The sequence below is a fragment of the Photobacterium piscicola genome (genome assembly GCF_900166965.1).
Lineage (GTDB): Bacteria > Pseudomonadota > Gammaproteobacteria > Enterobacterales > Vibrionaceae > Photobacterium > Photobacterium piscicola.
This window is the reverse complement of record NZ_FUZI01000005.1, coordinates 72766-99346: the sequence shown is the minus strand read 5'-3', so window position 1 is coordinate 99346 and position 26581 is coordinate 72766. Positions and strand designations below refer to the sequence as shown.

Here is a 26581-nt window from a genome sequence, read left to right as displayed (position 1 = left end):
CGAGGAACGAATAATAAAAATTATCGAGGTCGTTTAAATACGACTCAAATTACGATGCTTTGAGCTGTAGCTGTTGGCGACATTTACGGCAATGGTAGCTGGCTTGGCCTCGTAGAACCTTATTATGGCGACGAATAGTGAGTGGGTATTCACTACATGGGCAGTGGTAAATATAAGTTGTTCCAGCCACTGAACTGACATTAAAGTTGTGAGTAGTTTTGGGGGGGACATTGAAAACTTCAGTCATGATTATTTGCCATTCACGGCCATGAGGACGAACGCGACCAAAGTGTTTAAACACCACTAAATGCGCGACTTCATGAGCGATAACTTCATTTAAAAATGCATCAGGGTTTTCGGCTAATAGTATTGGATTAAAGCGTAATTCCCATTTCTGTAAGTGCGCAGTACCGGCAATTTTACCACGTTGAGTAAAGTTAACCTTAGGCATGGTTAGGCGTTTATTCAAACGCTGGTTAGCATGAACAATGCAATATTCTACGTGAGTAAGCACTTGCTTTTGTAGCGGGGTCATTACCAAATATTTCCTCAGTTATTATCTATATTGGAGCAAAATAATCATCACTGACTATACACCGCAATATAAACGGTAACGATTATTTTATTTTATGTATAAAAAAAGGGACGAATAATCGCCCCTTAATTATTGATAAACTTAAATTTATTATTATTTAAGTTTAGCGAAGTCGCGTAGCGCTTCTACTTTGTCTGTTTTTTCCCAAGGGAATTCTTCGCGACCAAAGTGACCATATGCAGCCGTCTTTTTGTAGATAGGCTGAAGTAGGTTTAGCATTTCTTGTAGGCCGTATGGGCGAAGGTCGAAGTGCTGGCGAACCGCTTCAATAATAATATCTTGGTGTACTTTTTCAGTACCGAACGTTTCAATCATGATAGATGTTGGATCAGCAACACCGATAGCGTATGAAAGTTGAATTTCACAACGCTCAGCCATACCAGCGGCAACGATATTTTTCGCTACATAACGTGCTGCGTATGCTGCTGAACGGTCAACTTTTGATGGATCTTTACCCGAGAATGCACCGCCACCGTGACGTGCTGCGCCGCCGTAGGTATCAACGATAATTTTACGACCTGTTAAGCCACAGTCACCCATTGGGCCACCGATAACAAAACGACCAGTTGGGTTGATAAAGAATTTAGTATCTTTACGTAACCACTCTTGTGGTAATACTGGCTTGATGATTTCTTCCATTACAGCTTCACGTAGATCAGCTGTTGAAATTGAATCACTGTGTTGAGTTGATAATACAACTGCATCAATACCAACAATTTTACCTTGATCGTATTCAAACGTTACTTGAGATTTAGCATCAGGGCGTAACCAAGGTAGGCTGCCGTTCTTACGTACAAGCGCTTGACGTTGAACAAGACGGTGTGCGTAAGTGATTGGTGCAGGCATGAACTCTTTGGTTTCGTTGGTTGCATAACCAAACATAATACCTTGGTCGCCAGCGCCCTGTTCTTTAGGGTCAGTCTTATCAACGCCTTGGTTGATATCTGGTGATTGCTTACCAATGGTATTTAAAACAGCGCAAGAATTAGCATCAAAGCCCATGTCTGAGTGAATATAACCGATTTCACGCACTGTTTCACGAGTGATTTCTTCGATATCAACCCAAGCTGATGTTGTTACTTCGCCACCGACCATTACCATGCCAGTTTTTACGTAAGTTTCACAAGCAACACGTGCTTTTGGATCTTGCTCTAAAATTGCATCCAAGACTGCGTCTGAAATTTGGTCTGCAATTTTATCTGGATGACCTTCTGATACCGACTCAGAAGTAAACAGATGTTTAGCCATTGATGGTCTCACTTATATTCATAAATTTGGTAGAACGGTAGCGGTAATACTGATACTGCACTGCATTCCATACGTTTATATGTATGGAGCTACCTCCGTCTAGACGTCTATAATACCCCGACCAGTTATAAAATCAACAATGTAATCTGTAAGGATTTAGCGAAAACCGGTATTGGTGAAAGAAGAAGCTTTTTATTGTTACCATTTTAAATACAAAAACTTAAATTCAGACTGATTGCATATTGTTGAATAAATTGGTTTTTTTAAAAACGAAAACGTTTGCAGTCAATGGCATCTATTTGAGACAATATTGAAGCGAAATTAAGTGATCATTAATAAAAATGGTAACTATTTGTTCGTAATTTATTATTTTATGACTATTTGGAGCAGATATGTCTTCTAGCAATGCGGTGTCTCGTAAAGAACTAGCCAATGCAATTCGTGCACTTAGTATGGATGGTGTGCAACAAGCGAACTCAGGTCATCCGGGTGCGCCGATGGGAATGGCAGATATTGCTGAAGTATTGTGGCGTGATCATTTGAATCATAATCCACAAAATCCAAACTGGGCTGATCGTGATCGTTTTGTATTATCAAACGGCCATGGTTCTATGCTGATTTATTCTCTGCTTCATTTAACAGGTTATGATTTATCGATTGATGATCTTAAAAATTTCCGTCAATTGCATTCAAAAACACCAGGCCATCCAGAATATGGTTACGCGCCAGGTGTTGAAACTACTACTGGTCCTTTAGGCCAAGGTATTACCAATGCGGTAGGCATGGCTCTGGCAGAAAAAGCCATGGCTGAGCAATTTAACCAGCAAGGTCATGAGATCGTTGATCACTACACCTACACCTTTATGGGTGATGGTTGCATGATGGAAGGTATCTCTCACGAAGCATGTTCATTAGCAGGCACTCTAGGTCTTGGTAAGTTAATTGCTTTTTGGGATGACAATGGTATTTCAATCGATGGTGAAGTCGAAGGTTGGTTTACCGATGACACCGCCAAGCGCTTTGAAGCTTACGGCTGGCATGTTATTTCAACCGTTGATGGCCATGATGCTGATGCGATTAATGCCGCGATTGCTGCAGCACAAGCAGAAACCACTAAACCAACCCTTATTTGTTGTCAAACCATCATTGGTTTTGGCTCGCCAAATAAAGCCGGTTCTCATGATTGTCATGGTGCGCCATTAGGTGCTGAAGAAATTGCAGCAGCGCGTGAATTCCTAGGTTGGAACCACGGCCCATTTGAAATTCCTGCCGATATTGCTGCAAATTGGAATGCCATTGAAGCTGGTAACGCTAAAGAAACAGCGTGGGATCATAAATTTGCCGCATATAGTGCAGCTTTCCCTGAGCTAGCCGCTGAATTTAGCCGTCGTATGAACGGTGATTTACCAACGAATTGGGAAGCGGAAACATCACGTATTATTGCGGATCTGCAAGCTAACCCAGCCAATATCGCATCACGTAAAGCATCACAAAATGCGCTAGAAGCGTACGGTCAGTTATTACCTGAATTTATGGGTGGTTCTGCCGATTTAGCGCCATCTAACTTAACTATGTGGTCTGGCTCTAAATCACTGACACCGACAGATGCATCGGGTAACTACATTCATTACGGTGTGCGTGAATTTGGTATGACAGCCATTATTAACGGTATTGCATTACACGGTGGTTTTGTTCCTTATGGGGCAACCTTCTTAATGTTTATGGAATACGCACGTAATGCATTGCGTATGGCGGCACTGATGAAGGTGCAAAATATTCAGGTATACACTCACGATTCGATTGGTTTGGGTGAAGATGGTCCAACGCACCAGCCAGTAGAGCAAGTCGCATCACTGCGTTTAACCCCGAACATGAGTACATGGCGTCCTTGTGATCAGGTTGAATCAGCGGTTGCTTGGAAATATGCGATTGAACGTAAAGATGGTCCAACAGCGTTGATTTTCTCTCGTCAAAACCTTGATCAGCAGGATCGTAACGTTGAGCAAGTCGCGAATATCACTAAAGGTGGTTACATTCTTAAAGATTGTGCTGCTACACCTGAGCTTATTTTAATTGCAACAGGTTCTGAAGTGGGTATTGCAGCGCAAGCATATGCAGAGCTAACCGCTGCGGGTCGCCAAGTACGGTTAGTTTCAATGCCTGCGACAGATTTGTTTGATAAACAGAGTGCGGCTTACCGTGAAACTGTATTACCTGCAAATGTCACCGCACGTATTGCGATTGAAGCGGGTATTGCGGATTACTGGTACAAATATGTTGGCTTGAACGGTCGCATCATTGGCATGACAACTTTTGGTGAGTCAGCACCAGCTGATGAGTTATTTAACATGTTCGGCTTTACTGTTGAAAACATTGTTAATAATGCTAATGCGTTACTAGGGTAAGTTTTCCCTATTAACCACCATTTTTAAAGACCGTTAATTGCGGTCTTTTTTTATGCCGATAATTCCTGTTAAACATTACAAATTGAGTGGAAAGATAATAGTATTTCGCATTAGTAAAACTAATTCGAAATGGCTGTTTTTATCACTTTTAAAGTCTAACGAAATACCTATAATTAGCTTCATTGAAACACGACCGCAAGCCTTATAGAGTCAATGGTTAGGCTATGGTTGTTCTATTAAAAAAGCTTAGTTTATTGAGGAAAAAGAAATGACTGGTATCGTTAATAAAATTATTGCACTTTACACGCCTGTATTCGCTCCTATGTACAAAAGCGGCAACATGACTAAGTAAAGTTAGCGTTAAGGTTTTTCCTTAACCCTCGACATATTTCTAAGAAGGCTTTGAACTTATTGTTCAAAGCCTTTTTTACGTTTAGACCCAAAGTTCATTTTCATCAAAAAAATAAAGAACCTCTAAATCATTCTTTGTAGTTATATGTTGATGTTTTCGCATTCCGTTAGCGATGTATTTCGCTGACGTTTGTCAATTTTTAGTTTTGTTACATTATTTATCTTTTCTTTATTTTTATAATGCCTAAAATAAACTCATAAGTTTACTTTTTTGAGTGTTGTGATGAAAAAAGCTATTTTAGGATTATTGTTAGGTGCAATGGCATTTGCTTCGATTCCTGCGCAAGCAAATAATTGGGGTTCTTGGGGCGAGACTAAAAAAGGTCGTGTTGAGAGTGCTCGAATTTGTGGTAAGAATGGTTATATCTTTAAAGTTAGAGATAGTTTTTACGTTGCTAAATACCAGTCAGGTAAACGCTTTGCCGTTGGTGTACCCGTTAAAGCACGTTTTGGTAAAAATCAATGGCTACGTGTTGAAGGGCTTAAAAACGACGGTAATTACCTTGTTAAGCGTAAGTATTACAGCCTTGCTAAAGCAAAAGCGAGCGCATGTGGTTTAGCGTGGTAAGTCATCTTTGATGATATGAATTATAGAAAGGTCGCTCAGGCGGCCTTTTTTGCATCTGAATATTATTGAGTGGTCGCTAGGAAGATATTCAAATGCGGCTCGTGGCGATGATGTTAGCTGGGTAGAAAAGCTGATTTTTGCATAAGTGGCTACCAAATAGTGTTCAAATGGGAATTTTGGAATTAAGTAACACTAATAACAATATAATAACGTTAGTTTTAGCCTCATTTAGCTTAACAAAACCGTTTAAAATGCTGACTTTGGGAGTGTTTTTGTATGAACGGTGATCCCGTAGTGCATGTTAGATCCATTAAGTTAAATAGGACTGTTTTCAGAGAAAAGTCATACTAGGTGTCGAGTGATAGGTATTTATGGTCTTAAAATCGTTTTCAGGGGCTATTTAATGGGTATTTGGGTCGTATTAGATTGATAAGCGATTTATGGGAAGATGAATTGATAAAAATAGTTAGATTTATTTTAAATCTAAGGTGTAAGGTCGCTAATGGCGACCTTTGTTGTATCAGGAGGTTTATTATTACCGCGAATCGAATAGCAAATGTTAAATATGGTATTTATCATTGAAATCATTGTGATTTTTGAAGGATACTACCTCTAGTATGTGGGTTGTTGTATATATACCTTAATATTAGTGATTTTTGGTTAAACTGTAGGTTTATACAACGTTAGCTTTGTGAGGATATACATTGATTCTGTACAAATATATGTCGTTTAAAGCGGCACGTTCAATTATTGAAAGCTCTTCACTAGGTTTCTCCTGCCTAGAAGATCTTAATGACCCATTTGAATGCTCGTCATTTGGATTTGAAGAGAATATCGACTCATTAGTAACGGCTAAAATTGCTACAGGTGCTTGTAAGAACCGATTTTCAAGACACTATGGTGTATTGTCGTTAACTAGGCAGCCATTGAACCCTCTAATGTGGGCTCACTACGGAGATGAGCATCAAGGTGTTGTAATAGGCATTGATGTTAAATTAGCAGGGTTATCTGATGAGGATACGTGCATTATCCCCTCCCAGTATGGAGAAATGATTTATTCTGCAACCAAGCCGCATAGCGATTTGCCTACACCAAGTAGTAAAGAATTGATGAGTATCGGAAATGGTATCAAATTTAATTCAAATGCTTTTAATTTAGTTAAAAGGGCATTTTTATATAAATCTATTGAATGGGGTTACGAGGAAGAAGTTCGAGTAGTTAAGGATATATCTAAACTGCCATTTAGCTATCATTCTGGAGATGGGCGTAGTGCTTTTTGGAATAAAATATCAGTATCCGGTCGACCTTTATATTGTTTAGATATACCAATAAGCGCAATTAAGGAAATCTATTTGGGACGGCATATAAATAAAAATGCATCCAAAAAGAAAGATTTTTCAGGTAATGAACTTCAAGAAATTCTTCTTTCATGGGGACGAAAAGATCTCAAATTATTTCAATGTGAGACTGATATTAATTCTTGGCACTTAAAAGCAACCCCATCCATTAACCAACAAAGAGAAATATGAAAAGATACATTTGGATTTCTGCTATAGCTATTTATGTGGGTACTTTGATTATTTATCATAGATTTGAAGATTCGAAGAATGTTTTAGATATATTAGGAAATATTCCCACGTTTCTTTCGTCACTAACTACCGCAGGAGCATTTATAGTAGCCGCAATTACTTACAACTCAACAAAAAAAAGGCAACCTTCACAGCAATGCTTTGAGGTTTATAACGAAACTTTAAATGACCTTAAATGTATTCTTCGTGATCCAAGTAAAGGTGCAGGTTATAAATTGTATAACATTGGTATTGCTTTTGATTCATTAAAAACACTTAACAGCACATTAACAGAAGAAGATCACCGTAATATAGTGCTAGTTAAATATGTATCTATACAAAGAGAAATTGAAATTTTATTACGTGGCATTAAAGTACATGATTATTTTTGTAATAAGGATGTACCTTATGATAAAAGTTTCTCTCGAAATATAACTTCGTCTGCCGATGCATTGTATGACTATTGGTATAAGAATGTTTCAGGTAAAAGTTCATTGTTTAAGTTTTCAAGGGGAATAATGGATTCTTTTGCAAGCCATCCCTATGGAATTGAACCTGAATTATTAATTAAAGCTCTCACAATGTGCTGCTCTAATCTAAACCTATGGGCTGTATATCTCAGTATTACTGACACAATGGCTAAGGTGGATACTTGTAAGCCTCATGAACTTATCTTTTTGTCAGACAATTATCCAGAAACGGTAGCTTATTTATTGTTGTCGTATCAAACCCAACCATCAACAAATAAAGATGGTAAGGTTAGTTTGACGCTAAAATCAACATATAACGACAGATATTGGTTAAATTACCAAATGACGACAGGATCATGGTTACGTTATGAAATACCAAAGAAAATTTCATTTTAACATCCGCAAACAGAACTTAAAAAGCCGCTCATAGTAGCGGCTTTTTTATATCTATAAAATTAAATTGAAGATCAAAGAATGTTACTAAAAGAAACATCTAAAACAACAGAGTGTTAGTACGCATAAATAGACATACTGTTAAATACCGCCTCAAAAGGCGGTATTTTTATCAGTCTGGTGCTATTTGGTAGCTATCTCTATGTGATAGCAACTAACAGTGATAACGAATCTCCACCCCAAGTCCGGGATGACAATCATAAAGTTTGATTTCGCCTTGGTGTAAATCTGTCACCGCTTTAACTAAGGTTAATCCGATACCTAAGCCGCCATCATTGCGGGATTTGTTAATTCGATAAAGACGCTCAAATACGCGCTGTTTTTCTTGATCATCAATCCCAGGGCCATTGTCTGCCATGGTGATCACCACATTATCTTGCTCAGTGTGGCACGAGAGTATTAATTGACTTGCTTGCGGGCAATAACGCAGTGAATTTTCTACCAAATTAGCAAATTGTTGAATCAGTAACTCTTTATCGCCTTGAATGAAAATAGGCTCTTTTTGAACATCAAGAACCAAGCTCATGTCTGCATCTTCAGCAACATCGGTATAAATTTCAGCAATAGTGTGGACGAGGTCAACCACATTTATGGTTTCAAAACGTTGGCGTCTATTACCGGATTCAATTTGAGATATACGCAGTAAAGCATCAAAGATAGTCGCTAATCGGTTTGATTCTTTGAGTGACAGTTGTAGTTGTTCTGAAAAATCGTCATCAAGCTTATCACCGTGTGCGTCAGCCATCTCGCTTAGGGTTTGTAAATTATATTGTAAGCGCGTAATCGGGGTTTTTAATTCATGAGCAATATTGGAGGATATATCGCTCATTGCAGCTACTACACTTTGTAAGCGTGACAACATTTCGTCAACGGTTGAGCCGATACGAGTGAGATCATTTGTTTGGCTCGACATCATGGTTCTGGCTGATAACTCACCATCAGCGGCGGCGCGTAATACCGTTTCAATGCGATCAATTTTTGCTTGGTTGCGTCGCGTCATATAAATCACGATAGCTGAGCTGCAAAGTACAACTAGAATACCGGATAGGATAAAACCTGTTGCCAAAACGTCGATAACATCATCTTCATCAATGGGTTCTTTGTTGATCTCGGTGGTGGTGCCAAGCATAAAGGCTTCAACATTATGTTCAATGTTGTTATTTACTTCATCAAGATGATAGTCAACATACGCAATAGTGAGGCTCGACATCAAAATTAAACTTACCACTGACACCATGATAAACATCAGTCCTTGCTGCATAGCAGAACTGCGTAACCATACAGGGGGCGGCAATCGTTGTTGAAGTTGCGTGATAAAAGGATGCATTAGGCGTTTTTCCCAAGTTTGTGTTCTAACTTGTAGCCAGCCCCTCGAACGGTATGAATAAGTTGATCACCAAACGGTTTTTCAAGCTTATTACGTAAACGGCTAATGTGAGTTTCCACCACACTGGTTTGGGGATCAAAATAGATATCCCAAACGTGCTCTAATAACATGGTTCGAGTAATGACGCGTCCTGGATGACGCAGAAAGAGTTCAAGAATACGAAACTCTTTTGGTTGCAGAGTTAAGATTTGCCCTTGGCGGATTGCGGTATGATCAAATAAATTAAGACTGAGATCGCCATAAACTAATTCACTGGGTTTGGCTTCTGATAGTGTTGATGAGCGACGAGATAAGGCTGATATGCGAGCCAGTAATTCTGAAAAGGCAAAGGGTTTAGTTAAGTAGTCATCTCCGCCTGCTTCTAAGCCATCAACGCGATCATCAATACCACCTAATGAGGTAAGAAAGATAACCGGCATTGAAATTTTGGATGCGCGAAGTGCTTTTACAAATGATAACCCATCTAATCCTGGCAACATCCGATCAACAATGGCGATATCAAACTGTTCTGACATACATATAGAAAGGGCAAACCGACCATTATCAATACACTGCACATGGTGACCCGCTTCTGTGAGCCCTTTTTCAATATAATGGCTTAAACTAATATCGTCTTCGACAAGCAGTATTTGCATAATGGCAGCCTTACAATCAGATAAAATCTATTGATGAAAATTTGAATAACTCGTTGATGTGCTAAAAAGGCGTAAATATTGGTGTTTTTTAGCATCTAACAACTTATTACGTTATTAGAGTGTAAATGCGTATTTTTCATGCGAGGTGATATGACCTGCATTCAATTAGACGTTGGTAAACAGTGTGATAATAAAGTTTATCGTTATGTCGGCAAGATTAATATGAAATTAATACGCTATAGATGATAAGACGGCGAGTGATTGATGCACTCGCAGCCTAATGATGGTGATAAAGGGATTATCCCACAACACGAACATGGTTCACATCAATCGCGGTATGATTAAATTCTTGATCAATTTCACCTTGAATAGTGATCTTTGTTTGTGGGGTTACTTGCGCACCAAACCATTTATCATGATCAATATCGATCGTAATTGAACCAGTACCATCGGTAAATTGATAATGTTCATCACCTAATGAATTTGTAATGTGTCCGGTTAAAGTGACAGGGGTATCGTCACTGAACATGCCAGCATCAAGAACGGCTTTTACTGTTTTTAGACCCGCACTTGGACCACTAAAACCTTGTTGTTGAGTTGCTACTGCATTGATTGGTTGTACTGTTGCAGATGTTGGTGGTGTTGTCGCAAATACTGATGTTGATAACAGTACCGCAGGAACAAGTAGCATAGCAAAGCGTTTATTAGACATTGTAAAATTCTCTGTTGTGTTTTGATGTGAGAATAATAACTAACGATCTATACACCGACCTTGCCTGTAGTTTACATTTTTGTAAGCTTTCTCTGGTTGATGTTTGGGATACAAAAAGGCCGCTAATGTATTAGCGGCCTTGCAACGTTTTATATAAAAATTACAGAGTAGTTTTGTATATTTAGTGAACTGAAATAATTATTGATTTTCAGGTGCTAATATTTCATTGAATAACTGCTTTTTTTGTAATTGATCAGCTATATATTGTGTGCCTGCACGTGTTGTATGGCGACTGTCAAAGTAAAAACTATTACCTTTTTTATCAACAACATCACAACGATCGCTATGACACATAATGGTGGTCATATTAATAAAATTATAGTTATATTTAGGTAACTTAGCTTTTGCTTCAAATTGTTCGTTTTGTACAGCGCGGTTTTCACGAACATTGCTAGCAATATTTGCTTTTGCATAACGACTAAGATCTAATTTTTTATTGTAAGATTCATAGGCTAACGTTGATATTTGAGCATTAAATGATTTGCCGCCAATAACATAGATTTTTGCATGTTGGTTTTTAGCGCGAATATTTTGAATCGATTTGAATATCCAATTCATATTAACATCACGCCAATACATCGCTAAAATAATAACGTTAGCTTGTTCAACAACATCACCTTTATCGACATTTTTTATAAATGTTCGACATTTATTTTGCCACATTTGATTGCCTTTAATCGTTGGAGATTGACTAAATGCAATATTTTGTTCTGCTGGTGGTAAGTAGAAAAAGCCACAATCTGCTTCAACAATTCGTGATACTATCTCAATATTTTTATTTAAATCAGCATCATAAAGACTGTTTGTGAAATCTCCAGCTTGAGAATCACCAATGACTAAAACTTTTTCTTTGTTTTGTTCTACAAAATCTTTTTTATCTAAAGTTCTAATATGAGCCCATGTATAAGCGCTATTATGATCTGTTTTTGTATTTGTAGTAATCGCCTTTAAATTTATTGTCGGAATATTGTAAAACAGACCAATATTTGATGAGACGGTATATGCTAACCCTAGAATTAAAATAAAGGGTAGGATAATTGCTTTTAGGCTTACTTTGTTTTTTTCTATAACAGTATAACTAATAAAGCCTAGTAATACTGATAATGGAATACCGATAACAGCCCAATATTTAATATTAAAGTAATGACCAATAACAACAACTGGCCAATGCCATAAATAAATAGAATAAGACCATAAACCAATATTCTTCATTATTTTATTACTGGTAATAGGGCTGTTGCTATTATTTGCAAGGATAACTAATGCAGCGCCAACGACAGGAATTAGAGCTAAGTATCCTGGCCACATATCTGACTTAGAGATAAATACATAAGAGAGTAAAACTAAAAGTAATCCAATCCATTCGAGATGTTTTTTTCTAGGTTGGCTTAACTCTATAGGATATAAGAAGACTAGACCACCCGCTAACATTTCCCATGCGCGTGTAGGTAATAAGAAATAAGCAGGAGATGGCCAGTAATAGGATGCATAAATACTTATACCTAACCCGATAACCGTTGTTAAAATTAGGATTTTTTTAATGCTGTTAAGAGAGAATATTTTTTTGAGAATAATTAAAGCAATAGGGTAGAGAATATAAAATTGCCATTCGACAGATAATGACCATGTATGTAAGAGCCATTTAGTTTGTGATGAGGTGTCAAAGTAGCCTGATTCTTTCCAATAAAATATATTAGATAAGAAACTAATGCTACCAATGACATGCCGACCTAAAGCTTCAAGCTTTAATGGCATTAGAAAGAACCAACAGAATATAAGTACGGTAATACAAACTGCTAATAATGCAGGGATGATCCTTACTGCTCTCGCTTTATAAAAAGAAAGCACTGAAAAATTATTATTTTCTAGTCCTCTAAATATAATGCTAGTCATTAAGAAACCAGATATAACAAAAAACACATCAACACCAGCGAAACCACCTGGTATGAGCGAACTGTTAAAATGAAATAGCACAACAGCAATAACGGCTATTGCTCTTAAACCGTTTATATCTTCCCTGAATTTCATTGGAACCTCATAAAATATAATTTTAAAATATTATATTGTTGTTGAGGTGATATTAATATATTACAAATAACATTAACAAAAACATGACATTAATTTAAATTATATGATTAAACAAAAACATGATGAGGTGTTAGATTATATGTAATATTGTTGAATAGTAGATGATGAATGGTTTTTATATTTTACTTATAATGCTGACTAATTAACATTGAACTTTATATATTAAATTAATTATGATTTTAATTGTTTATAGTTATTGAAAATAAGAGGGTGTGATAAAAATAAAATGCTACTAATGTATCAGCAGCATTTTTTAGTTACTACAGAATCACAACGTTGATCGCTTGTAGGCCTTTTTGACCTTGCTCTACATCAAAAGACACTTTTTTGCCTTCTGGTAGCTTGGTTAATGTTTTATCAGCAATGCCGCTGCTGTGAACAAACACGTCAGCATTGCCTGTGTCTTGAGTTAGAAAGCCAAAACCTTTTTCTTCACTAAACCACTTCACTAAACCTGTTGCTTTATGCGACATGTGTAACCCTTAATATTCAAAAGATAAAAAATGTGAGTGCTGATAAGCGTAACTATTAAATGCGACGATGAAGCTAAGGGAAACACAGAGGATGACAACATTGACGAAGATATTCTAAGGGTTTTACTTTTACTTGATGTTTCATTAATAACGCAGAGCAACAGCGCGTGACGATTATTTATTTAAAATGCAGGGTTGTAAAGGAGTATGTGTGATCCCATTGAGTGGCTAAGCGTATTTTTGCAATCTTAACTGTATTGATTGCTTTGTTAGTCGCAATTAATAGAACGAGGCTCTGCTTTTATCGTGTTGCGAAAATAGCCGCTACAAATAGATACGCCCAATGTTATTTTGAAATAAATAAGCCGTATAAATAGTTGCATGTTGATAGAGGGGATACTGCAAAGACATAACGATATTTATATATCGTTCTATTCCATAGTACTTGTCATTATTTATCTGATAAATCTGTCGCTGTTTTTATTTTGTTTGGTGGCGGTTATTGGTAGAAAACACCCTAAATAAGCCAGTTTTGATGATAAATCTTTTACATGAATAATAGATTTTGGTGGTTAATTATTCATATTTTATCTTTTTATTAAGGTTATTTATGTGATTATATGTTTGATTATGAACATATTTAATTAAACGCAGTGAGAGTTGTCACAATTATGGTGATTCTCAAACTTGGTTGGTATACACTAACGCCGCTTGGTTTTTTTGTAGCACGGATATGACACTAAAAGTCGCAATAAATGGATTCGGCCGCATCGGTCGCAGTGTGTTACGTGCACTGTACGAGAGTGGTAAACATCACCAGATTAACGTCGTGGCAATCAATGAATTAGCAGAGCCGGAAGCAATGGCTCACCTGCTTCAGTATGATTCAAGCCATGGACGATTCGGTAAGCCTGTCAGTCATGATCAGGAGCATCTTTTTATTGCCCATGAAAATGGTCACCGCGATCAAATTCGCCTGCTTCATCAACCGGAACTTAAATTGTTACCTTGGCACGATTTGGACGTCGATATTGTTCTTGATTGTACCGGTAAGTTTGGTTCTCGTGCTGATGGTTTAGCCCACATTGATGCTGGTGCTAACAAAGTGTTATTTTCCCATCCTGCTGCCAACGATATTGACTTTACTGTGATATATGGCGTTAACCATCAACAGTTAACCCAGCAACACACGATTGTTTCTAATGGCTCTTGTACGACGAATTGCATCGTGCCCATCATTCAAGTGTTGGATGATTGTTTCGGTATTGAAACGGGTGCTATAACCTCAATTCACTCTGCAATGAATGATCAGCAAGTTATTGATGCTTATCATCCTGATTTACGCCGAACGCGTGCTGCTAGCCAATCCATTATTCCAGTAGATACCAAATTACATTTAGGTATCGGTCGTATTTTTCCGAAGTTTTCTGACAAATTTGAAGCTATTTCTGTGAGGGTGCCCACAATAAATGTCACCGCCATGGATTTAACGGTTACTGTTACAACAAACGTGAAAGTTAATGACGTAAATCAAGCATTATTGAATGCGTCTCGTTGTACATTAAAGGGTATAGTGACTTATACCGAAGCACCCTTGGTGTCGATTGACTTCAATCACGATCCCCATAGCGCGATTGTTGATGGCACCCAAACCCGCGTGAGTGGGCAGCATTTAATCAAAATGTTGGTGTGGTGTGATAATGAATGGGGGTTTGCAAATCGTATGTTAGATACTGCGTTAGCAATGGCTGCAACAGATCATTCTGTTGCTACGCCGACAAAATAAGTAGTAAGAATTATTGGGTTTGGCAGTGACGCCGGGCCATGAAATTTATGAACTTTTATTTTAAATAATGTTGAGAGGGCAAAACATGTCTGTAATCAAGATGACTGATCTGGATCTAGCTGGTAAGCGTGTATTTATTCGTGCTGACCTAAACGTGCCAGTAAAAGACGGTAAAGTAACTTCAGATGCACGTATCCTTGCATCTCTACCTACTATTCAGCGTTGCCTAGAAGCAGGCGCTAAAGTAATGGTTACTTCTCACCTAGGTCGTCCAACGGAAGGCGAATACGCAGAAGAATTCTCTCTACAGCCTGTAGTTAACTACTTAAACGACGCACTAGATTGTGACGTTAAATTAGCAAAAGATTACCTTGATGGTCTTGAGCTAAACGCAGGCGAGCTTGTTGTTCTTGAGAACGTACGTTTCAACAAGGGCGAGAAGAAGAACGAAGACGAACTATCTAAAAAATACGCTGCACTTTGTGACGTATTCGTAATGGATGCATTTGGTACGGCTCACCGTGCACAAGCATCTACTTACGGCGTAGGTATGTTTGCACCTGTAGCATGTGCAGGTCCATTACTTGCTGGCGAACTAGAAGCGCTAGGTAAAGCAATGGATAACCCAGCACGTCCAATGGTTGCTATCGTTGGTGGTTCTAAAGTATCTACTAAACTAACTGTTCTTGAGTCACTATCTAAGATTGCTGACCAAATCGTTGTTGGTGGTGGTATTGCTAACACATTCATCGCAGCTGAAGGCAACGATGTAGGTAAGTCACTTTACGAAGCAGACCTTATCCCTACTGCTAAAGAGCTAATGGCACACACTGACATTCCAGTAGCAACTGATGTTGTATGTGCGAAAGAGTTCTCTGACTCAGCTGTTGCAACTATCAAACCATCAACTGAAATCGCTGCTGACGATATGGTTCTTGACCTTGGTCCTGATTCAGCTCAAGCACTTGCTGACATCATCATGAACGCAAAAACTATTCTTTGGAATGGTCCAGTTGGCGTATTTGAAATTGAGCAATTCGGTAAAGGTACTGAAGTTGTTGCTAACGCAATCGCACAATCTGCAGGTTTCTCTGTAGCTGGCGGTGGTGATACTCTAGCGGCTATCGACAAGTACGGCATCAAAGACAAAGTATCTTACATCTCTACTGGTGGCGGTGCGTTCCTTGAGTTCGTTGAAGGCAAAAAATTGCCTGCTGTTGAAATGCTAGAAGCACGCGCTAAAGCATAATTTATTTGGCGTGGAAACTGGGTATATTTGTAATAATAGTGTCAGTTTCCGCGTTTAAATGTTTGTGATAGACGTTATGTTTCAGTAAAATAGAAGCTTATCGCAAACGTTTGCACAAGAATTTTTCCACAGACAACAAAGTAAAATATAGGACTATTGTTATGTCTAAGATCTTCGATTTTGTAAAACCTGGTGTTATTTCTGGCGACGACGTACAGAAAGTATTTGCTGTAGCAAAAGAAAACAATTTTGCTCTACCTGCTGTTAACTGTATCGGTACTGATTCAGTAAACGCTGTTCTTGAAGCTGCTGCTAAAGTTAAAGCGCCAGTTATCGTTCAGTTCTCTAACGGCGGTGCTGCATTCTTCGGCGGTAAAGGCCTTAAACTTGAAGGTCAAGGCCCTCAAATTCTTGGTGCTATCGCTGGTGCTAAATACGTTCACGCAGTTGCTGAGTCTTACGGCGTTCCTGTAATTCTTCACACTGACCACGCAGCTAAGAAACTTCTTCCTTGGATCGACGGTCTACTAGACGCGGGTGAAGAGTTCTTCGCACAAACTGGTAAGCCTCTATTCTCTTCTCACATGCTAGACCTTTCTGAAGAGTCTCTAGAAGAGAACATCGAAATCTCAGCTAAATACCTTGCGCGTATGGCTAAGATGAACATGACACTAGAAATCGAATTAGGTTGTACTGGTGGCGAAGAAGACGGCGTTGATAACTCTCACATGGACGCATCAGACCTATACACTTCTCCAGAAGACGTTGCATACGCATACGAGAAACTAAACGCAGTTAGCCCACGTTTCACTATCGCTGCATCTTTCGGTAACGTACACGGTGTTTACCAAGCAGGTAACGTTGTACTTACTCCAACTATCCTACGTGATTCTCAAACATACGTTTCAGAGAAGTTTGGTCTACCGACTAACACTCTAAACTTCGTATTCCACGGTGGTTCTGGTTCTTCTGAAGCTGAAATCCAAGAGTCAATCGGTTACGGTGTTGTTAAAATGAACATCGATACTGATACACAGTGGGCTGCATGGGATGGTATCCGTCGTTACGAAGCTGCTAACCACGATTACCTACAAGGTCAAATCGGCAACCCAACGGGTGAGTCAGCGCCAAACAAAAAATACTACGATCCACGCGTATGGTTACGTGCAGGTCAAGTATCAATGGTTGAGCGTCTAGAGAAAGCATTCTCTGACCTAAACGCAATCGACGTTCTATAATATCGATTTCGTTACAAGATAAAATGTGAAAAAGCCCACTTCGGTGGGCTTTTTTTGTATCTAATAAGTGGTTAGCATTATTCGTTATACGTTGATAATTTATATTTTTTTATGATTGTTCGATTTTTTTTACTAGCCATTTGGCTAATAAAGGATTAATAATGCACCGTTTCTTTGATGTTAGAATACTCAATGCTGATAATTATACTAATCACAGCATTGTTGTTAGCGATTATTGTCTAATATCACATTTGTTGCAAAGGTGTTATTTTTTTACTAGTTACGGTATGATTTACGCATTAGCAACATTTTACTATTGTTATACTTTGAGAGAGATACCTTCATGACAGAGAGCGTTACTGACAAGGTTGTTGAAAATATATCCGATAATTCACTGACTAATGGTGTTATGCATGCAAGCAATTGGATTTCTAAAAACCAAGATCTATTAGTTCAATATGCGGTGAACATTGTTTCAGCATTACTGATTTTATTTATTGGTAATATCATTGTTAAACTCATTGCGGGTTCAATTGCGAAAATTTTACGCAAAAAAGACATGGACAATGCAGTTGTTGAGTTTATCCATGGCTTAGTACGTTATGTGCTATTCGTTATTGTTTTAATTGCAGCATTAAGTCGTATTGGTGTTCAAACTGCATCAGTGGTTGCGGTTATTGGTGCCGCAGGTCTTGCTATTGGTCTTGCACTTCAAGGGTCATTATCAAACTTTGCAGCAGGTGTGTTGATTGTTGGTTTCCGCCCATTCAAATCTGGCGACTACGTTGAAGTTGCTGGTGTTGCTGGTGCTGTTGAATCTATTCAGATCTTCTCTACTGAATTACGTACACCTGATAACAAAACAGTTATCGTGCCAAACGCACACATTATTGGTAACCCAATTACTAACTTCTCTCGTAATGATACTCGTCGTATCGATTTAGTGATTGGTGTTTCTTACAATGCTGATTTACAAAAAACAAAAGAAGTATTACGTCGTGTTGTAACGTCTGATACTCGCGTGCTTAAAGATCCTGAACCAACTATTGGTGTGGTTGCACTTGCTGATTCTTCTGTTAACTTTGTAGTACGTCCATGGGTTAATACGCCTGATTACTGGGCTGTATATTTCGATCTAAACCAAGCGATTAAAGAAGAGCTTGATAAAGAAGGTATCGAAATCCCATTCCCACAAATGGATGTGCATGTAAATAAAGTTGGCGCTTAATTCGCTCAAACTTTAATTATATGACACTAAAAAAAGAAGCCTACGGGCTTCTTTTTTTTATTCTAATTAACGCTAATCGTCGCATTAATGATGATGTTAAAACAGTACCATTACTGAATGGTTTCTGAATTGCAACTAAAAAACAGTGTTCATTATAAAAAGGCTTTGTTAGCATAGCCTTCTTATTTTACAGATAAACAACAATATATTTATTAATGTTGGTATCAATAAATACCCCTGCTGTGCGATCAATAAAAGGATGAATAATGAAAAAACAATTGTTAGCGATAGTACTTGGCGCTAGTGCGTTTGTTTCAACTGCTGCAATGGCGGCAGATATTCCATTTCCTCATTTAGAAACAACGGGCCGTGGCGAAGTGACGGTTAAACCGGATATGGCGGTTTTTTCTGTCAATGTGGTTGAAACTAAGAAAACAGCGGTTGATGCTAAGTTAGCCGTCGATCAAGCTGTCACTAAGTTTATTGAGCGTTTACAAGCAGCAGGTGTGAATAAAAAAGACATTAATAGCGCCAACATATCATTGTCAGCGCGATACGCTTATCCAAAAGATCAAAAACCGGAACTAGCCGGCTTTAAAGCGAGTCGTAATATTGAGGTGACGGTGCATCAACTAACGAAGCTAAATACGTATTTAGATGACGCGTTAGGTGATGGGATTAATCAAATAAACAATATTGATTTGAAAATATCAAATACTGAAAAATACCAACAACAAGCACGTCAAAAAGCAATTGAGAACGCTAAGCAAGTAGCGGCTTCATTAGCACAAGGTTTTGGTAATAAAATCGATGGCGTCTGGCAGATTGATTATAATACGAATAATCAATCAATGCCGTACCGCCGCAGTAATGATGCGGTGATGTATAGCAGCATGAGTAAAGGATCTGTTGATCAAAGCTATACTGATAACAGTATCGTAATTAAAGACAGTGTTAATGTGATCTTTAAGTTAGCTGAAAAATAAGCGGTTCATAAAAATAAATTAGCTATAAATAAAAAAGGAGAGCGCCATGCTCTCCTTTGTCATTTTTAAATGATTATGATTCTAGTGCAAAATACGGGCACGAATCGTACCTTCAATTGATTTTAGTTGCTGTAATGCTTCTTTTGAACGTTCCGTTTCAACATCAATCACGACATAGCCAACTTCTGCACCTGTTTGTAAGAACTGGGCGGCGATGTTTATGCCTTCTGACGCAAAAATAGTGGTGATTTGATTTAATACTCCTGGGCGGTTGTGGTGAATATGAAGAAGGCGAGAACAACCACTGTGATGTTCTGGCAATGATACTTCAGGAAAGCCAACCGCTGATAATGTTGAGCCATTATCGGAGTATTTCACCAGTTTCCCTGCAACTTCAATACCGATATTCTCTTGAGCTTCATGAGTAGAACCACCAATATGTGGAGTTAAAAGCACGTTATCAAATTGCATCAGAGGGGATTCAAATGGATTGTTATTGGTTTGCGGCTCAACAGGGAATACATCAATGGCTGCACCTGCAATGTGTTTGCTTTCTAAAGCGCTACAGAGAGCATCTATATCGACCACGGTGCCACGAGCGGCATTGATAAAAATAGAACCGGGTTTCATACGTGCGAATTCTTCAACACCCATGAGGTTTGCTGTTCCTTTTGTTTCTGGAACATGTAAGCTCACTACATCTGATTTATTGAGTAATTCAGATAATGAACTAACTTGAGTCGCATTGCCGAGTGAAAGTTTGGTTTCAATGTCGTAGAAGCAGACTCTCATGCCTAAGTTTTCCGCAAGAATACCTAATTGAGTTCCAATGTGACCATAGCCAATGATGCCAAGGGTTTTGCCTCGTGCTTCAAATGCATTATCAGCTGATTTAAACCATTCACCACGATGAGCTTTGGCATTTTTTTCAGGAATACCACGTAATAGTAATAAAATTTCACCAAGAACCAGTTCAGCAACACTGCGAGTATTTGAAAAAGGGGCATTAAAAACAGGGATACCGCGTATCATTGCTTCATTGAGATCAACTTGATTGGTACCAATACAGAAACAACCAACAGCAGTTAGCTTTTTCGCTGCAGCAAAGACTTCCGGTGTTAATTGGGTACGAGAGCGAATACCGATGAAGTGGACATCTTTGATTGCTTCTAATAGTTGTTCACCTTCAAGAGAGCCTTTGTGGTAATCAATATTGCTATAACCTGCTTGCTGCAACACTTCTACTGTTGAAGGATGGAGACCTTCAAGGAGTAGAATTTTTATCTTTTCTTTATTGAGTGATACGGTTGCCATAAGTTCTTATCCTTAAAAACGTGGCGACTGAGAATGACAATCTTGCCTTAGTTTGACTGTGGTAAATATTGCCTTTCAGTAGCTAAATAGTTAAATGTTTGATGGTGTCTGTTTAATAAAGTATCAAAAATTAACCACTATGGGTAAGAATATTACAAAAAAGCCAATAAAAAACGGCAGCTAATGATTCGCGAACGATCAATAGCTGCCGTTTTGTAATCAAATAACGAACTAATCATTATTTTTGGATGATTTTAGTACCTTCCGGTGAGCCAACAATTAATACATCAGCGCCACGATGAGCAAAAAGGCCTACAGTCACGACACCGGGTAGGGCGTTGATGCTGTCTTCCATTGCTTTAGGATCGGCAATTGCCATGTTGTAAACATCAAGAATGATATTGCCGTTATCAGTGATCACACCTTCACGGTAGACTGGGTCACCCCCAAGTTTTACCAGTTCACGACCAATGAAAGATCGTGCCATTGGAATGACTTCTACTGGTAATGGGAACTGACCTAAGACATCAACTTGCTTGGTGTTATCAACAATACAGATGAATTTTTCTGCGATAGCCGCAACAATTTTTTCACGAGTTAATGCGGCGCCGCCACCTTTGATCATGTCAAATTCAGCATTGATTTCATCTGCGCCATCAACATAAATATCAAGACTAGCAACATCGTTAGCATCAAAGACTTTAATGCCAATTTGCTCTAGGCGCTCAGTTGAAGCAACAGAGCTTGAAACCGCCCCTTTGATCTCTTCTTTACGAGTTGCCAAGGCATCGATGAAGTGATTAACGGTTGAACCAGTACCTACACCAACAATACTGTTTTTCGTTACGTACTCAAGTGCTGCCCAACCCGCTGCTTTTTTCATTTCATCTTGTGTCATGCCGTTCTCCTCGTAATGACCTCAATTATGCGAAAGGTGATTATAGCTAACCGAAGTGATTTCGTCAGTTGGATTCTATGGTTAATGGCTGCAAACTTAAAACTAAAAATATAACTTTATGAATAACATACAATTACATTCAGTTTTTTTTATCCAAAAGCCAAACGTTTGCGTTGAGGATGTGATCACTCGCTGAATTGATGGTTAGGGGTAATAATTAAGGGCAATGGCACATCCCATTCTTCGTTAGGTAATTGCGGTATATATTGGCAATCATGACCAATCCCAATTGGATAAGGCCCTTGGCGATAGTGGTGCCACTGGCTTAGGGTTCTATCATAATATCCCCCCCCCATACCAAGTCGTTGGCCTGTGCTATCAAAGGCGACCAATGGGGTACAAATAATATCAAGCTCAGCAATAGGTTTAACTCGACGTAAATCTAATTTAGGCTCACGAATATGGTAACGATTGGTGGTCATTGGCGTGGTTGCGTCATAATGCAAAAACAGTAAATGCCCTTTGCTAAAAGGGTGCAATACTGGCAAGTAAACGGATTTTCCTTGTTGCCATAACCAATCAATAAACGGTTGCGGATCTATTTCACCATCTGTCGCGAGATAAAGTGCAATATGTTGGCTGTGTTGAATTAAAGGTAAGGTTTGTAAACGTTGGGATAATTGTTGAGCAGCATGTTGTTGTTGTAGAGAAGATAACTGACGCCTAGCGTGACGAATGTGTTGTCGTAGTTGTTGGCGTAATGGTTGTGAGTTGGAAATGGGGGGCGTTATCACTTGAGTATCCAATCCATGAACGGTGAGTGTCTAAAGATTGTAGAGTGAGAATACTAACAAATAAAGTGAAATACACGAAAGGGATGTCCCCAAGGTGCCGTTGCGAAATAAGGCCCTTGAACCAGATGTTCAAGGTGGATTAGCAACATTAACCGTAGGCTTCTCAGTCGGGCTGAGCATGCTCAATAGTTAATAAAAAAGCCAATCCTGGGTATTTGCTTATCGGCTCGGGGACGTTCATTCACTGACGTACACCCCAGGGTCAATTCATTATCAACGCTTTGGCTGATATTGCAATACTTTATCCAAATTTTCTTCTAGTGAATTGATTTTATTGGATATTAATTCAGCATTGCGATTATGTTCTTGTCGCTCTAAATGCAACTCGTTACTGATGTTGAGACCAGTAAAGATCAATAATTGTTCTACGGATACACTACTACGCGCAGACATATCTTTCAAGCGCTGGTCAAAATCTGCCGCCGCGGCACGTAATGCATCTTCTTGACCTATTGGGCAATTCACTTTTAACTTTCTGCCCAATACTTGAATTTCTACAGCCTGAGTACTCATAAACCTTCGATTTGCTCCGTGCCAGAATGGGTATTCATTCCGCTTGCGACTAGAGTCAATATAGAAAAACCCTACCTAAGATGCAAGCGGCTATGTCTCGGTTTCAGTTCAATAGCATCTGACTAAACAGATATTAATCACACTCATCATAGAGTTGATTAAGGATTGAACGTTCTCGCCAGTGTTATCATTTGCCGAACTAGGCTTAAGTGTTAGCATAACACAGTGCCAGCATTCGCTCATCGCTATTTATTATACTAACTAAGCCATGTGTGTGATTATTGTTTGGTACAATTTCAAAAGTGTAACGTTAATTACTGACATCTCTATTCATTCAGTAATGGTCACAAAACTATTAATTTTAAATCGCGCCAATTAAAAAGGTGATAAACCATGAGTGAAATAACCCTACCAACATACCAAGCTGTTGAAGCTGAATTAAAACAACAAGGCTTGGCTGCTATGCCTGCTGAATTACATGGTTTACTCAGTGGAATGATTTGTGGTGGTTTAGCTGTTGATGATGAAAGTTGGGTCGGTCCTGTTTGTGATTACGCCAATGAAGGTCAGCCGATGACAGACGGCGCCAAAATGATGGTACGGACGCTATTTACAACGACGGCTGATGAGTTGATTGGTGGTGGATTTGAATTTTCATTATTGATGCCTGATGATGACGAGCCGTTAGCCACTCGCGCTGAAGCATTAACTGAGTGGGTAAACAGTTTTATTTCTGGTTTAGGACTAATGGATTTGCAAAAAAATCAATTATCTGAGGAAATAACTGAAGCACTGGCTGATTTACAAGAGATCTCACAACTTGGTATTGATGAAGACGAAGATCTTGAAGATCAAGCGGCTTTATTTGAACAAGTGCTTGAGCATGTACGTATGTGTGTCTTGAGTTGTCATTCTGAATTAGGTCAACGCCTTGTCAATGATGATAATGCTGACGAAATGCCAACTCTTCACTAATTATTTCGATGGCGAAAGGGACAAAATGTGAAGCAATATGATGTGGTTATTGCGGGTGGCGCAATGGTGGGTGCATGTCTAGCAATTGCACTGGATGAATTAACGCAGCATCAATTACATATCGCGGTTGTTGAAGCGGTAGCGGCTGATCAGCATGGGCATCCTGGCTATGATGCACGCAGTATTGCGTTGTCTCATGGTTCAAGTCGATTATTAGATGCGATTCAGCTTTGGCCTGCCTTAGCAAAGGTTGCGACGGCAATTGAACATATTCATGTGTCGGATCGTGGTCATGCGGGAATGGTTGAGTTGTCAGCACAACAATTGGCGGTTGATGCGCTAGGTTATGTGATTGAGCTAGCTGATGCGGGTAAAATTTTTCACCACCAGTTAGCGACTCGTCCTCAGATTGATCTGTTTTGTCCCGCTAAAGTTGAACATATTGAGCGTACTCAGGCTGAGGCATTGGTGCGTTTAAATACTGGGAAACGGCTACGTACTAAATTAGTGGTTGCTGCTGATGGTGCGATGTCACATTGTTGTGATTTATTGCATATTGGTCGTGATGAACATGATTTTGAGCAAGTCGCGGTTATTGCTAACATTACCACTGCTAAGCCACATCAAGGCCAAGCTTTTGAACGCTTTACTAAATATGGTCCTGTGGCATTGTTGCCGATGGCTCAAGGACGGAGTTCATTGGTGTGGTGCATTGAACCGCAGCAACAAGCGCGCATTATGGCATTATCGGATGCGCAATTTTTAGCAGAATTACAAGCCGTGTTTGGCTGGCGTTTAGGGGCACTAACAGTGGTTGGTGAGCGTCATTGCTACCCTTTGATTTTACGTCAATCACAGCGGCTAGTCTCACACCGTACTGCGGTGATTGGTAATGCGGCTCAAACGCTTCATCCTATTGCTGGACAAGGGTTTAATCTTGGTTTACGTGATGTGATGACTCTGGCGGAAGAAATTGCAGCTGGCGTTCAGCGTGGTGCTGATATTGGTTTACCCACCGTATTAGGTCGTTACCGCGAACGCCGTTTACCTGATCGTCAAGCGACGGTATCCATGACCGCCGGGCTGGTAAGCTTATTTGCAAATGATAATCCCGCACTGGTTGCTGGACGTAATCTGGGCTTGATGACCATGAGCCTTTCTAACACACTTCAAGCACCGCTGTTACGCCGTGCCATGGGACAGGTAAAACGATAGCTATGATGCAAAATGTTGATGTCGCCATTATCGGTGGTGGAATGGTTGGTTTAACACTGGCCGCAGCGTTAGCCGATACTGAATTACGTATAGCGGTGATTGAAGGTCAATTGCCGAATCCTGAATTAGCCGCTTTGCCTGATATTCGTGTATCGGCATTGAGCCGTGCTAGTGAACGCATTTTACGTAGCGTGGGGGCGTGGGAAGGTATTTGCTGTCGTCGAATGAGCCCTTACAGCAAAATGGAAGTGTGGGAGCAAGACAGTTTTGCCCATATTGATTTTGACGCTGAGCGGCTATCACAACCGGATTTAGGTCATATTGTTGAAAATCGAGTAGTGCAATTAGCATTGTTAGAACAGGTTAACAAACAACATAACGTGACCGTCATTGCCCCTGACCGCTGCCAAAATATTGCTTTTGGGGAAACGGAAGCATGGCTGACTTTAGCCTCTGGTAAAAACCTCACCGCTAAATTAGTGGTTGGTGCTGATGGTGCCAATTCATGGTTACGCCAACATGTAGATATTCCTCTGACACAGCGGGATTATGGTCATAGTGCATTAGTGGCCAATATCCGTTGTGATGAGCCTCATTTACAAACCGCCCGTCAAATTTTTCGTCCTGATGGTCCGTTGGCCTTTTTACCTTTAGCTGAAAAAGATTTATGTTCGATTGTGTGGTCATTACCACCTGAGCAAGCATTGCAGCTGTGTGATGTTAGTGATGAAGAGTTTAATCAGCATTTAACGACAGCTTTTGATCACCGTTTGGGTTTGTGTCGTGTGGAAGGTGAGCGCCAAACCTTTCCTCTAAAAATGCGTTATGCTCAAGATTTTGTACGTGAACGGGTCGCGTTAGTTGGCGATGCAGCCCACACGATTCATCCGTTAGCTGGGCAAGGGGTTAACTTAGGCTTATTAGATGCAGCGGCCTTAGCGCAAGAGATCATTGGTTTGTGGCAAGCGGAAAAAGACATTGGTAAGCAGGTTAATTTACGTCATTACGAACGCTGGCGTAAAGCGGAAGCAGCGAAAATGATCACCGCGATGCAAGGTTTTAAATCCTTGTTTGATGGCGCTCATCCAGCGAAAAAACTGGTACGTGATTTAGGAATGTTATTTGCTAATAATGCCCCAGGCGTTAAAGATGAATTCATGCGTCGAGCATTAGGATTAAGTGGCGAATTACCTGAATTAGCGCGCTATAAATAAGCTGTAATCAGCCACTGAACTGAGTGATTATTTATTAA

The 26581-nt window shown here is 39.3% G+C and carries 23 protein-coding genes and 1 other RNA gene; 12 read left to right on the top strand and 12 right to left on the bottom strand.

What is annotated here, in order from left to right:
• Window positions 1–49: 49 nt before the first annotated feature.
• Together CZ809_RS14210 and metK are read right to left on the bottom strand one after the other, a co-directional pair.
• Window positions 50–535 carry a SprT family zinc-dependent metalloprotease gene (locus CZ809_RS14210; protein ID WP_080158254.1) on the bottom strand — a complete coding sequence of 162 codons (486 nt, stop codon included), beginning with the start codon at window positions 533–535 and terminating at the stop codon, window positions 50–52.
• Between the two features lie 153 nt (window positions 536–688).
• Complete coding sequence (metK, locus tag CZ809_RS14205; protein ID WP_080158253.1) at window positions 689–1843, bottom strand: methionine adenosyltransferase; 1155 nt, start codon at window positions 1841–1843, stop codon at window positions 689–691.
• Window positions 1844–2235: 392 nt separating this feature from the next.
• Between metK and tkt the strand changes: the two genes are divergently transcribed.
• From tkt to CZ809_RS14185, 4 genes are all read left to right on the top strand, one after another.
• The gene (tkt, locus tag CZ809_RS14200; protein ID WP_080158252.1) at window positions 2236–4248 is read left to right on the top strand and encodes a transketolase; all 2013 of its coding nucleotides are present in this window, start codon (window positions 2236–2238) and stop codon (window positions 4246–4248) included.
• Between the two features lie 634 nt (window positions 4249–4882).
• Complete coding sequence (locus tag CZ809_RS14195; protein WP_080158251.1) at window positions 4883–5227, top strand: hypothetical protein; 345 nt, start codon at window positions 4883–4885, stop codon at window positions 5225–5227.
• Window positions 5228–5931: 704 nt separating this feature from the next.
• Window positions 5932–6756 (top strand): DUF2971 domain-containing protein, encoded by an 825-nt coding sequence (locus CZ809_RS14190; RefSeq protein ID WP_080158250.1) that lies wholly within the window; start codon window positions 5932–5934, stop codon window positions 6754–6756.
• Window positions 6753–7661: a hypothetical protein gene (locus CZ809_RS14185; RefSeq protein WP_080158249.1), complete on the top strand. Its 909-nt coding sequence runs from the start codon at window positions 6753–6755 to the stop codon at window positions 7659–7661. Before CZ809_RS14190 ends, CZ809_RS14185 begins: the two co-directional genes overlap by 4 nt.
• A gap of 211 nt (window positions 7662–7872) precedes the next feature.
• Here CZ809_RS14185 and CZ809_RS14180 read toward each other — a convergent pair whose 3' ends face one another.
• From CZ809_RS14180 to CZ809_RS14160, 5 genes are all read right to left on the bottom strand, one after another.
• Window positions 7873–9045 carry a sensor histidine kinase gene (locus CZ809_RS14180; protein WP_080158248.1) on the bottom strand — a complete coding sequence of 391 codons (1173 nt, stop codon included), beginning with the start codon at window positions 9043–9045 and terminating at the stop codon, window positions 7873–7875.
• A complete protein-coding gene (locus CZ809_RS14175; protein WP_080158247.1) occupies window positions 9045–9740 on the bottom strand; it encodes a response regulator transcription factor in 696 nt (231 codons plus the stop codon). The genes CZ809_RS14180 and CZ809_RS14175 overlap by 1 nt, the downstream gene beginning before the upstream one ends.
• Window positions 9741–10038: 298 nt before the next feature.
• Entirely contained in the window at window positions 10039–10452 is a 414-nt protein-coding gene (locus tag CZ809_RS14170) for a NirD/YgiW/YdeI family stress tolerance protein (RefSeq protein ID WP_235865956.1), read from the bottom strand.
• A 198-nt stretch (window positions 10453–10650) separates the two neighbouring features.
• Window positions 10651–12540 carry an acyltransferase family protein gene (locus tag CZ809_RS14165; protein WP_080158246.1) on the bottom strand — a complete coding sequence of 630 codons (1890 nt, stop codon included), beginning with the start codon at window positions 12538–12540 and terminating at the stop codon, window positions 10651–10653.
• A gap of 320 nt (window positions 12541–12860) precedes the next feature.
• Entirely contained in the window at window positions 12861–13073 is a 213-nt protein-coding gene (locus tag CZ809_RS14160; RefSeq protein ID WP_080158245.1) for a cold-shock protein, read from the bottom strand.
• A gap of 733 nt (window positions 13074–13806) precedes the next feature.
• Between CZ809_RS14160 and epd the strand changes: the two genes are divergently transcribed.
• The 5 genes from epd (at window position 13807) to CZ809_RS14135 (ending at window position 19560) form a co-directional block, all read left to right on the top strand.
• Entirely contained in the window at window positions 13807–14859 is a 1053-nt protein-coding gene (epd, locus tag CZ809_RS14155; RefSeq protein ID WP_080158244.1) for an erythrose-4-phosphate dehydrogenase, read from the top strand.
• 85 nt (window positions 14860–14944) lie between these two features.
• Window positions 14945–16108, top strand: a complete 1164-nt coding sequence (locus CZ809_RS14150; RefSeq protein ID WP_080158243.1) for a phosphoglycerate kinase — start codon at window positions 14945–14947, stop codon at window positions 16106–16108.
• A 161-nt stretch (window positions 16109–16269) separates the two neighbouring features.
• Window positions 16270–17346, top strand: a complete 1077-nt coding sequence (fbaA, locus tag CZ809_RS14145; protein ID WP_080158242.1) for a class II fructose-bisphosphate aldolase — start codon at window positions 16270–16272, stop codon at window positions 17344–17346.
• A gap of 343 nt (window positions 17347–17689) precedes the next feature.
• On the top strand, window positions 17690–18574 hold the full coding sequence (mscS, locus tag CZ809_RS14140; protein WP_080158241.1) for a small-conductance mechanosensitive channel MscS: 885 nt from the start codon (window positions 17690–17692) through the stop codon (window positions 18572–18574).
• Between the two features lie 266 nt (window positions 18575–18840).
• On the top strand, window positions 18841–19560 hold the full coding sequence (locus CZ809_RS14135; RefSeq protein WP_080158240.1) for an oxidative stress defense protein: 720 nt from the start codon (window positions 18841–18843) through the stop codon (window positions 19558–19560).
• Window positions 19561–19641: 81 nt separating this feature from the next.
• Here the strand turns inward: CZ809_RS14135 and serA are convergent, their stop codons facing one another.
• The 5 genes from serA to zapA form a co-directional block, all read right to left on the bottom strand.
• Complete coding sequence (serA, locus tag CZ809_RS14130; RefSeq protein WP_080158239.1) at window positions 19642–20874, bottom strand: phosphoglycerate dehydrogenase; 1233 nt, start codon at window positions 20872–20874, stop codon at window positions 19642–19644.
• 238 nt (window positions 20875–21112) lie between these two features.
• Window positions 21113–21772: a ribose-5-phosphate isomerase RpiA gene (gene rpiA / locus CZ809_RS14125; RefSeq protein WP_080158238.1), complete on the bottom strand. Its 660-nt coding sequence runs from the start codon at window positions 21770–21772 to the stop codon at window positions 21113–21115.
• Window positions 21773–21957: 185 nt separating this feature from the next.
• Complete coding sequence (locus tag CZ809_RS14120) at window positions 21958–22563, bottom strand: 5-formyltetrahydrofolate cyclo-ligase (RefSeq protein ID WP_235865957.1); 606 nt, start codon at window positions 22561–22563, stop codon at window positions 21958–21960.
• An 85-nt stretch (window positions 22564–22648) separates the two neighbouring features.
• Window positions 22649–22832, bottom strand: a non-coding RNA gene (ssrS, locus tag CZ809_RS14115) — 6S RNA.
• A 7-nt stretch (window positions 22833–22839) separates the two neighbouring features.
• A complete protein-coding gene (zapA, locus tag CZ809_RS14110; protein WP_080158237.1) occupies window positions 22840–23139 on the bottom strand; it encodes a cell division protein ZapA in 300 nt (99 codons plus the stop codon).
• 393 nt (window positions 23140–23532) lie between these two features.
• Here zapA and CZ809_RS14105 point away from each other — a divergent pair, with 393 nt between their 5' ends.
• From CZ809_RS14105 to CZ809_RS14095, 3 genes are read left to right on the top strand one after another with little or no spacing between them, the layout of a single operon-like run.
• Window positions 23533–24114: a YecA/YgfB family protein gene (locus CZ809_RS14105; protein WP_080158236.1), complete on the top strand. Its 582-nt coding sequence runs from the start codon at window positions 23533–23535 to the stop codon at window positions 24112–24114.
• Between the two features lie 27 nt (window positions 24115–24141).
• A complete protein-coding gene (gene ubiH / locus CZ809_RS14100) occupies window positions 24142–25329 on the top strand; it encodes a 2-octaprenyl-6-methoxyphenyl hydroxylase (protein WP_080158235.1) in 1188 nt (395 codons plus the stop codon).
• Window positions 25330–25331: 2 nt separating this feature from the next.
• A complete protein-coding gene (locus CZ809_RS14095; RefSeq protein ID WP_162841606.1) occupies window positions 25332–26543 on the top strand; it encodes an FAD-dependent 2-octaprenylphenol hydroxylase in 1212 nt (403 codons plus the stop codon).
• The last annotated feature ends 38 nt before the right edge of the window (window positions 26544–26581 follow it).

Excerpts from the sequence above, each read along its gene's own strand:
- CZ809_RS14210 (WP_080158254.1), bottom strand. The coding sequence starts at position 535 with ATGACCCCGCTACAAAAGCAAGTGCTTACTCACGTAGAATATTGCATT.
- metK (WP_080158253.1), bottom strand. The coding sequence starts at position 1,843 with ATGGCTAAACATCTGTTTACTTCTGAGTCGGTATCAGAAGGTCATCCA.
- tkt (WP_080158252.1), top strand. The coding sequence starts at position 2,236 with ATGTCTTCTAGCAATGCGGTGTCTCGTAAAGAACTAGCCAATGCAATT.
- CZ809_RS14195 (WP_080158251.1), top strand. The coding sequence starts at position 4,883 with ATGAAAAAAGCTATTTTAGGATTATTGTTAGGTGCAATGGCATTTGCT.
- CZ809_RS14185 (WP_080158249.1), top strand. The coding sequence starts at position 6,753 with ATGAAAAGATACATTTGGATTTCTGCTATAGCTATTTATGTGGGTACT.
- CZ809_RS14180 (WP_080158248.1), bottom strand. The coding sequence starts at position 9,045 with ATGCATCCTTTTATCACGCAACTTCAACAACGATTGCCGCCCCCTGTA.
- CZ809_RS14175 (WP_080158247.1), bottom strand. The coding sequence starts at position 9,740 with ATGCAAATACTGCTTGTCGAAGACGATATTAGTTTAAGCCATTATATT.
- CZ809_RS14170 (WP_235865956.1), bottom strand. The coding sequence starts at position 10,452 with ATGTCTAATAAACGCTTTGCTATGCTACTTGTTCCTGCGGTACTGTTA.
- CZ809_RS14165 (WP_080158246.1), bottom strand. The coding sequence starts at position 12,540 with ATGAAATTCAGGGAAGATATAAACGGTTTAAGAGCAATAGCCGTTATT.
- CZ809_RS14160 (WP_080158245.1), bottom strand. The coding sequence starts at position 13,073 with ATGTCGCATAAAGCAACAGGTTTAGTGAAGTGGTTTAGTGAAGAAAAA.
- epd (WP_080158244.1), top strand. The coding sequence starts at position 13,807 with ATGACACTAAAAGTCGCAATAAATGGATTCGGCCGCATCGGTCGCAGT.
- CZ809_RS14150 (WP_080158243.1), top strand. The coding sequence starts at position 14,945 with ATGTCTGTAATCAAGATGACTGATCTGGATCTAGCTGGTAAGCGTGTA.
- fbaA (WP_080158242.1), top strand. The coding sequence starts at position 16,270 with ATGTCTAAGATCTTCGATTTTGTAAAACCTGGTGTTATTTCTGGCGAC.
- mscS (WP_080158241.1), top strand. The coding sequence starts at position 17,690 with ATGACAGAGAGCGTTACTGACAAGGTTGTTGAAAATATATCCGATAAT.
- CZ809_RS14135 (WP_080158240.1), top strand. The coding sequence starts at position 18,841 with ATGAAAAAACAATTGTTAGCGATAGTACTTGGCGCTAGTGCGTTTGTT.
- serA (WP_080158239.1), bottom strand. The coding sequence starts at position 20,874 with ATGGCAACCGTATCACTCAATAAAGAAAAGATAAAAATTCTACTCCTT.
- rpiA (WP_080158238.1), bottom strand. The coding sequence starts at position 21,772 with ATGACACAAGATGAAATGAAAAAAGCAGCGGGTTGGGCAGCACTTGAG.
- zapA (WP_080158237.1), bottom strand. The coding sequence starts at position 23,139 with ATGAGTACTCAGGCTGTAGAAATTCAAGTATTGGGCAGAAAGTTAAAA.
- CZ809_RS14105 (WP_080158236.1), top strand. The coding sequence starts at position 23,533 with ATGAGTGAAATAACCCTACCAACATACCAAGCTGTTGAAGCTGAATTA.
- CZ809_RS14095 (WP_162841606.1), top strand. The coding sequence starts at position 25,332 with ATGATGCAAAATGTTGATGTCGCCATTATCGGTGGTGGAATGGTTGGT.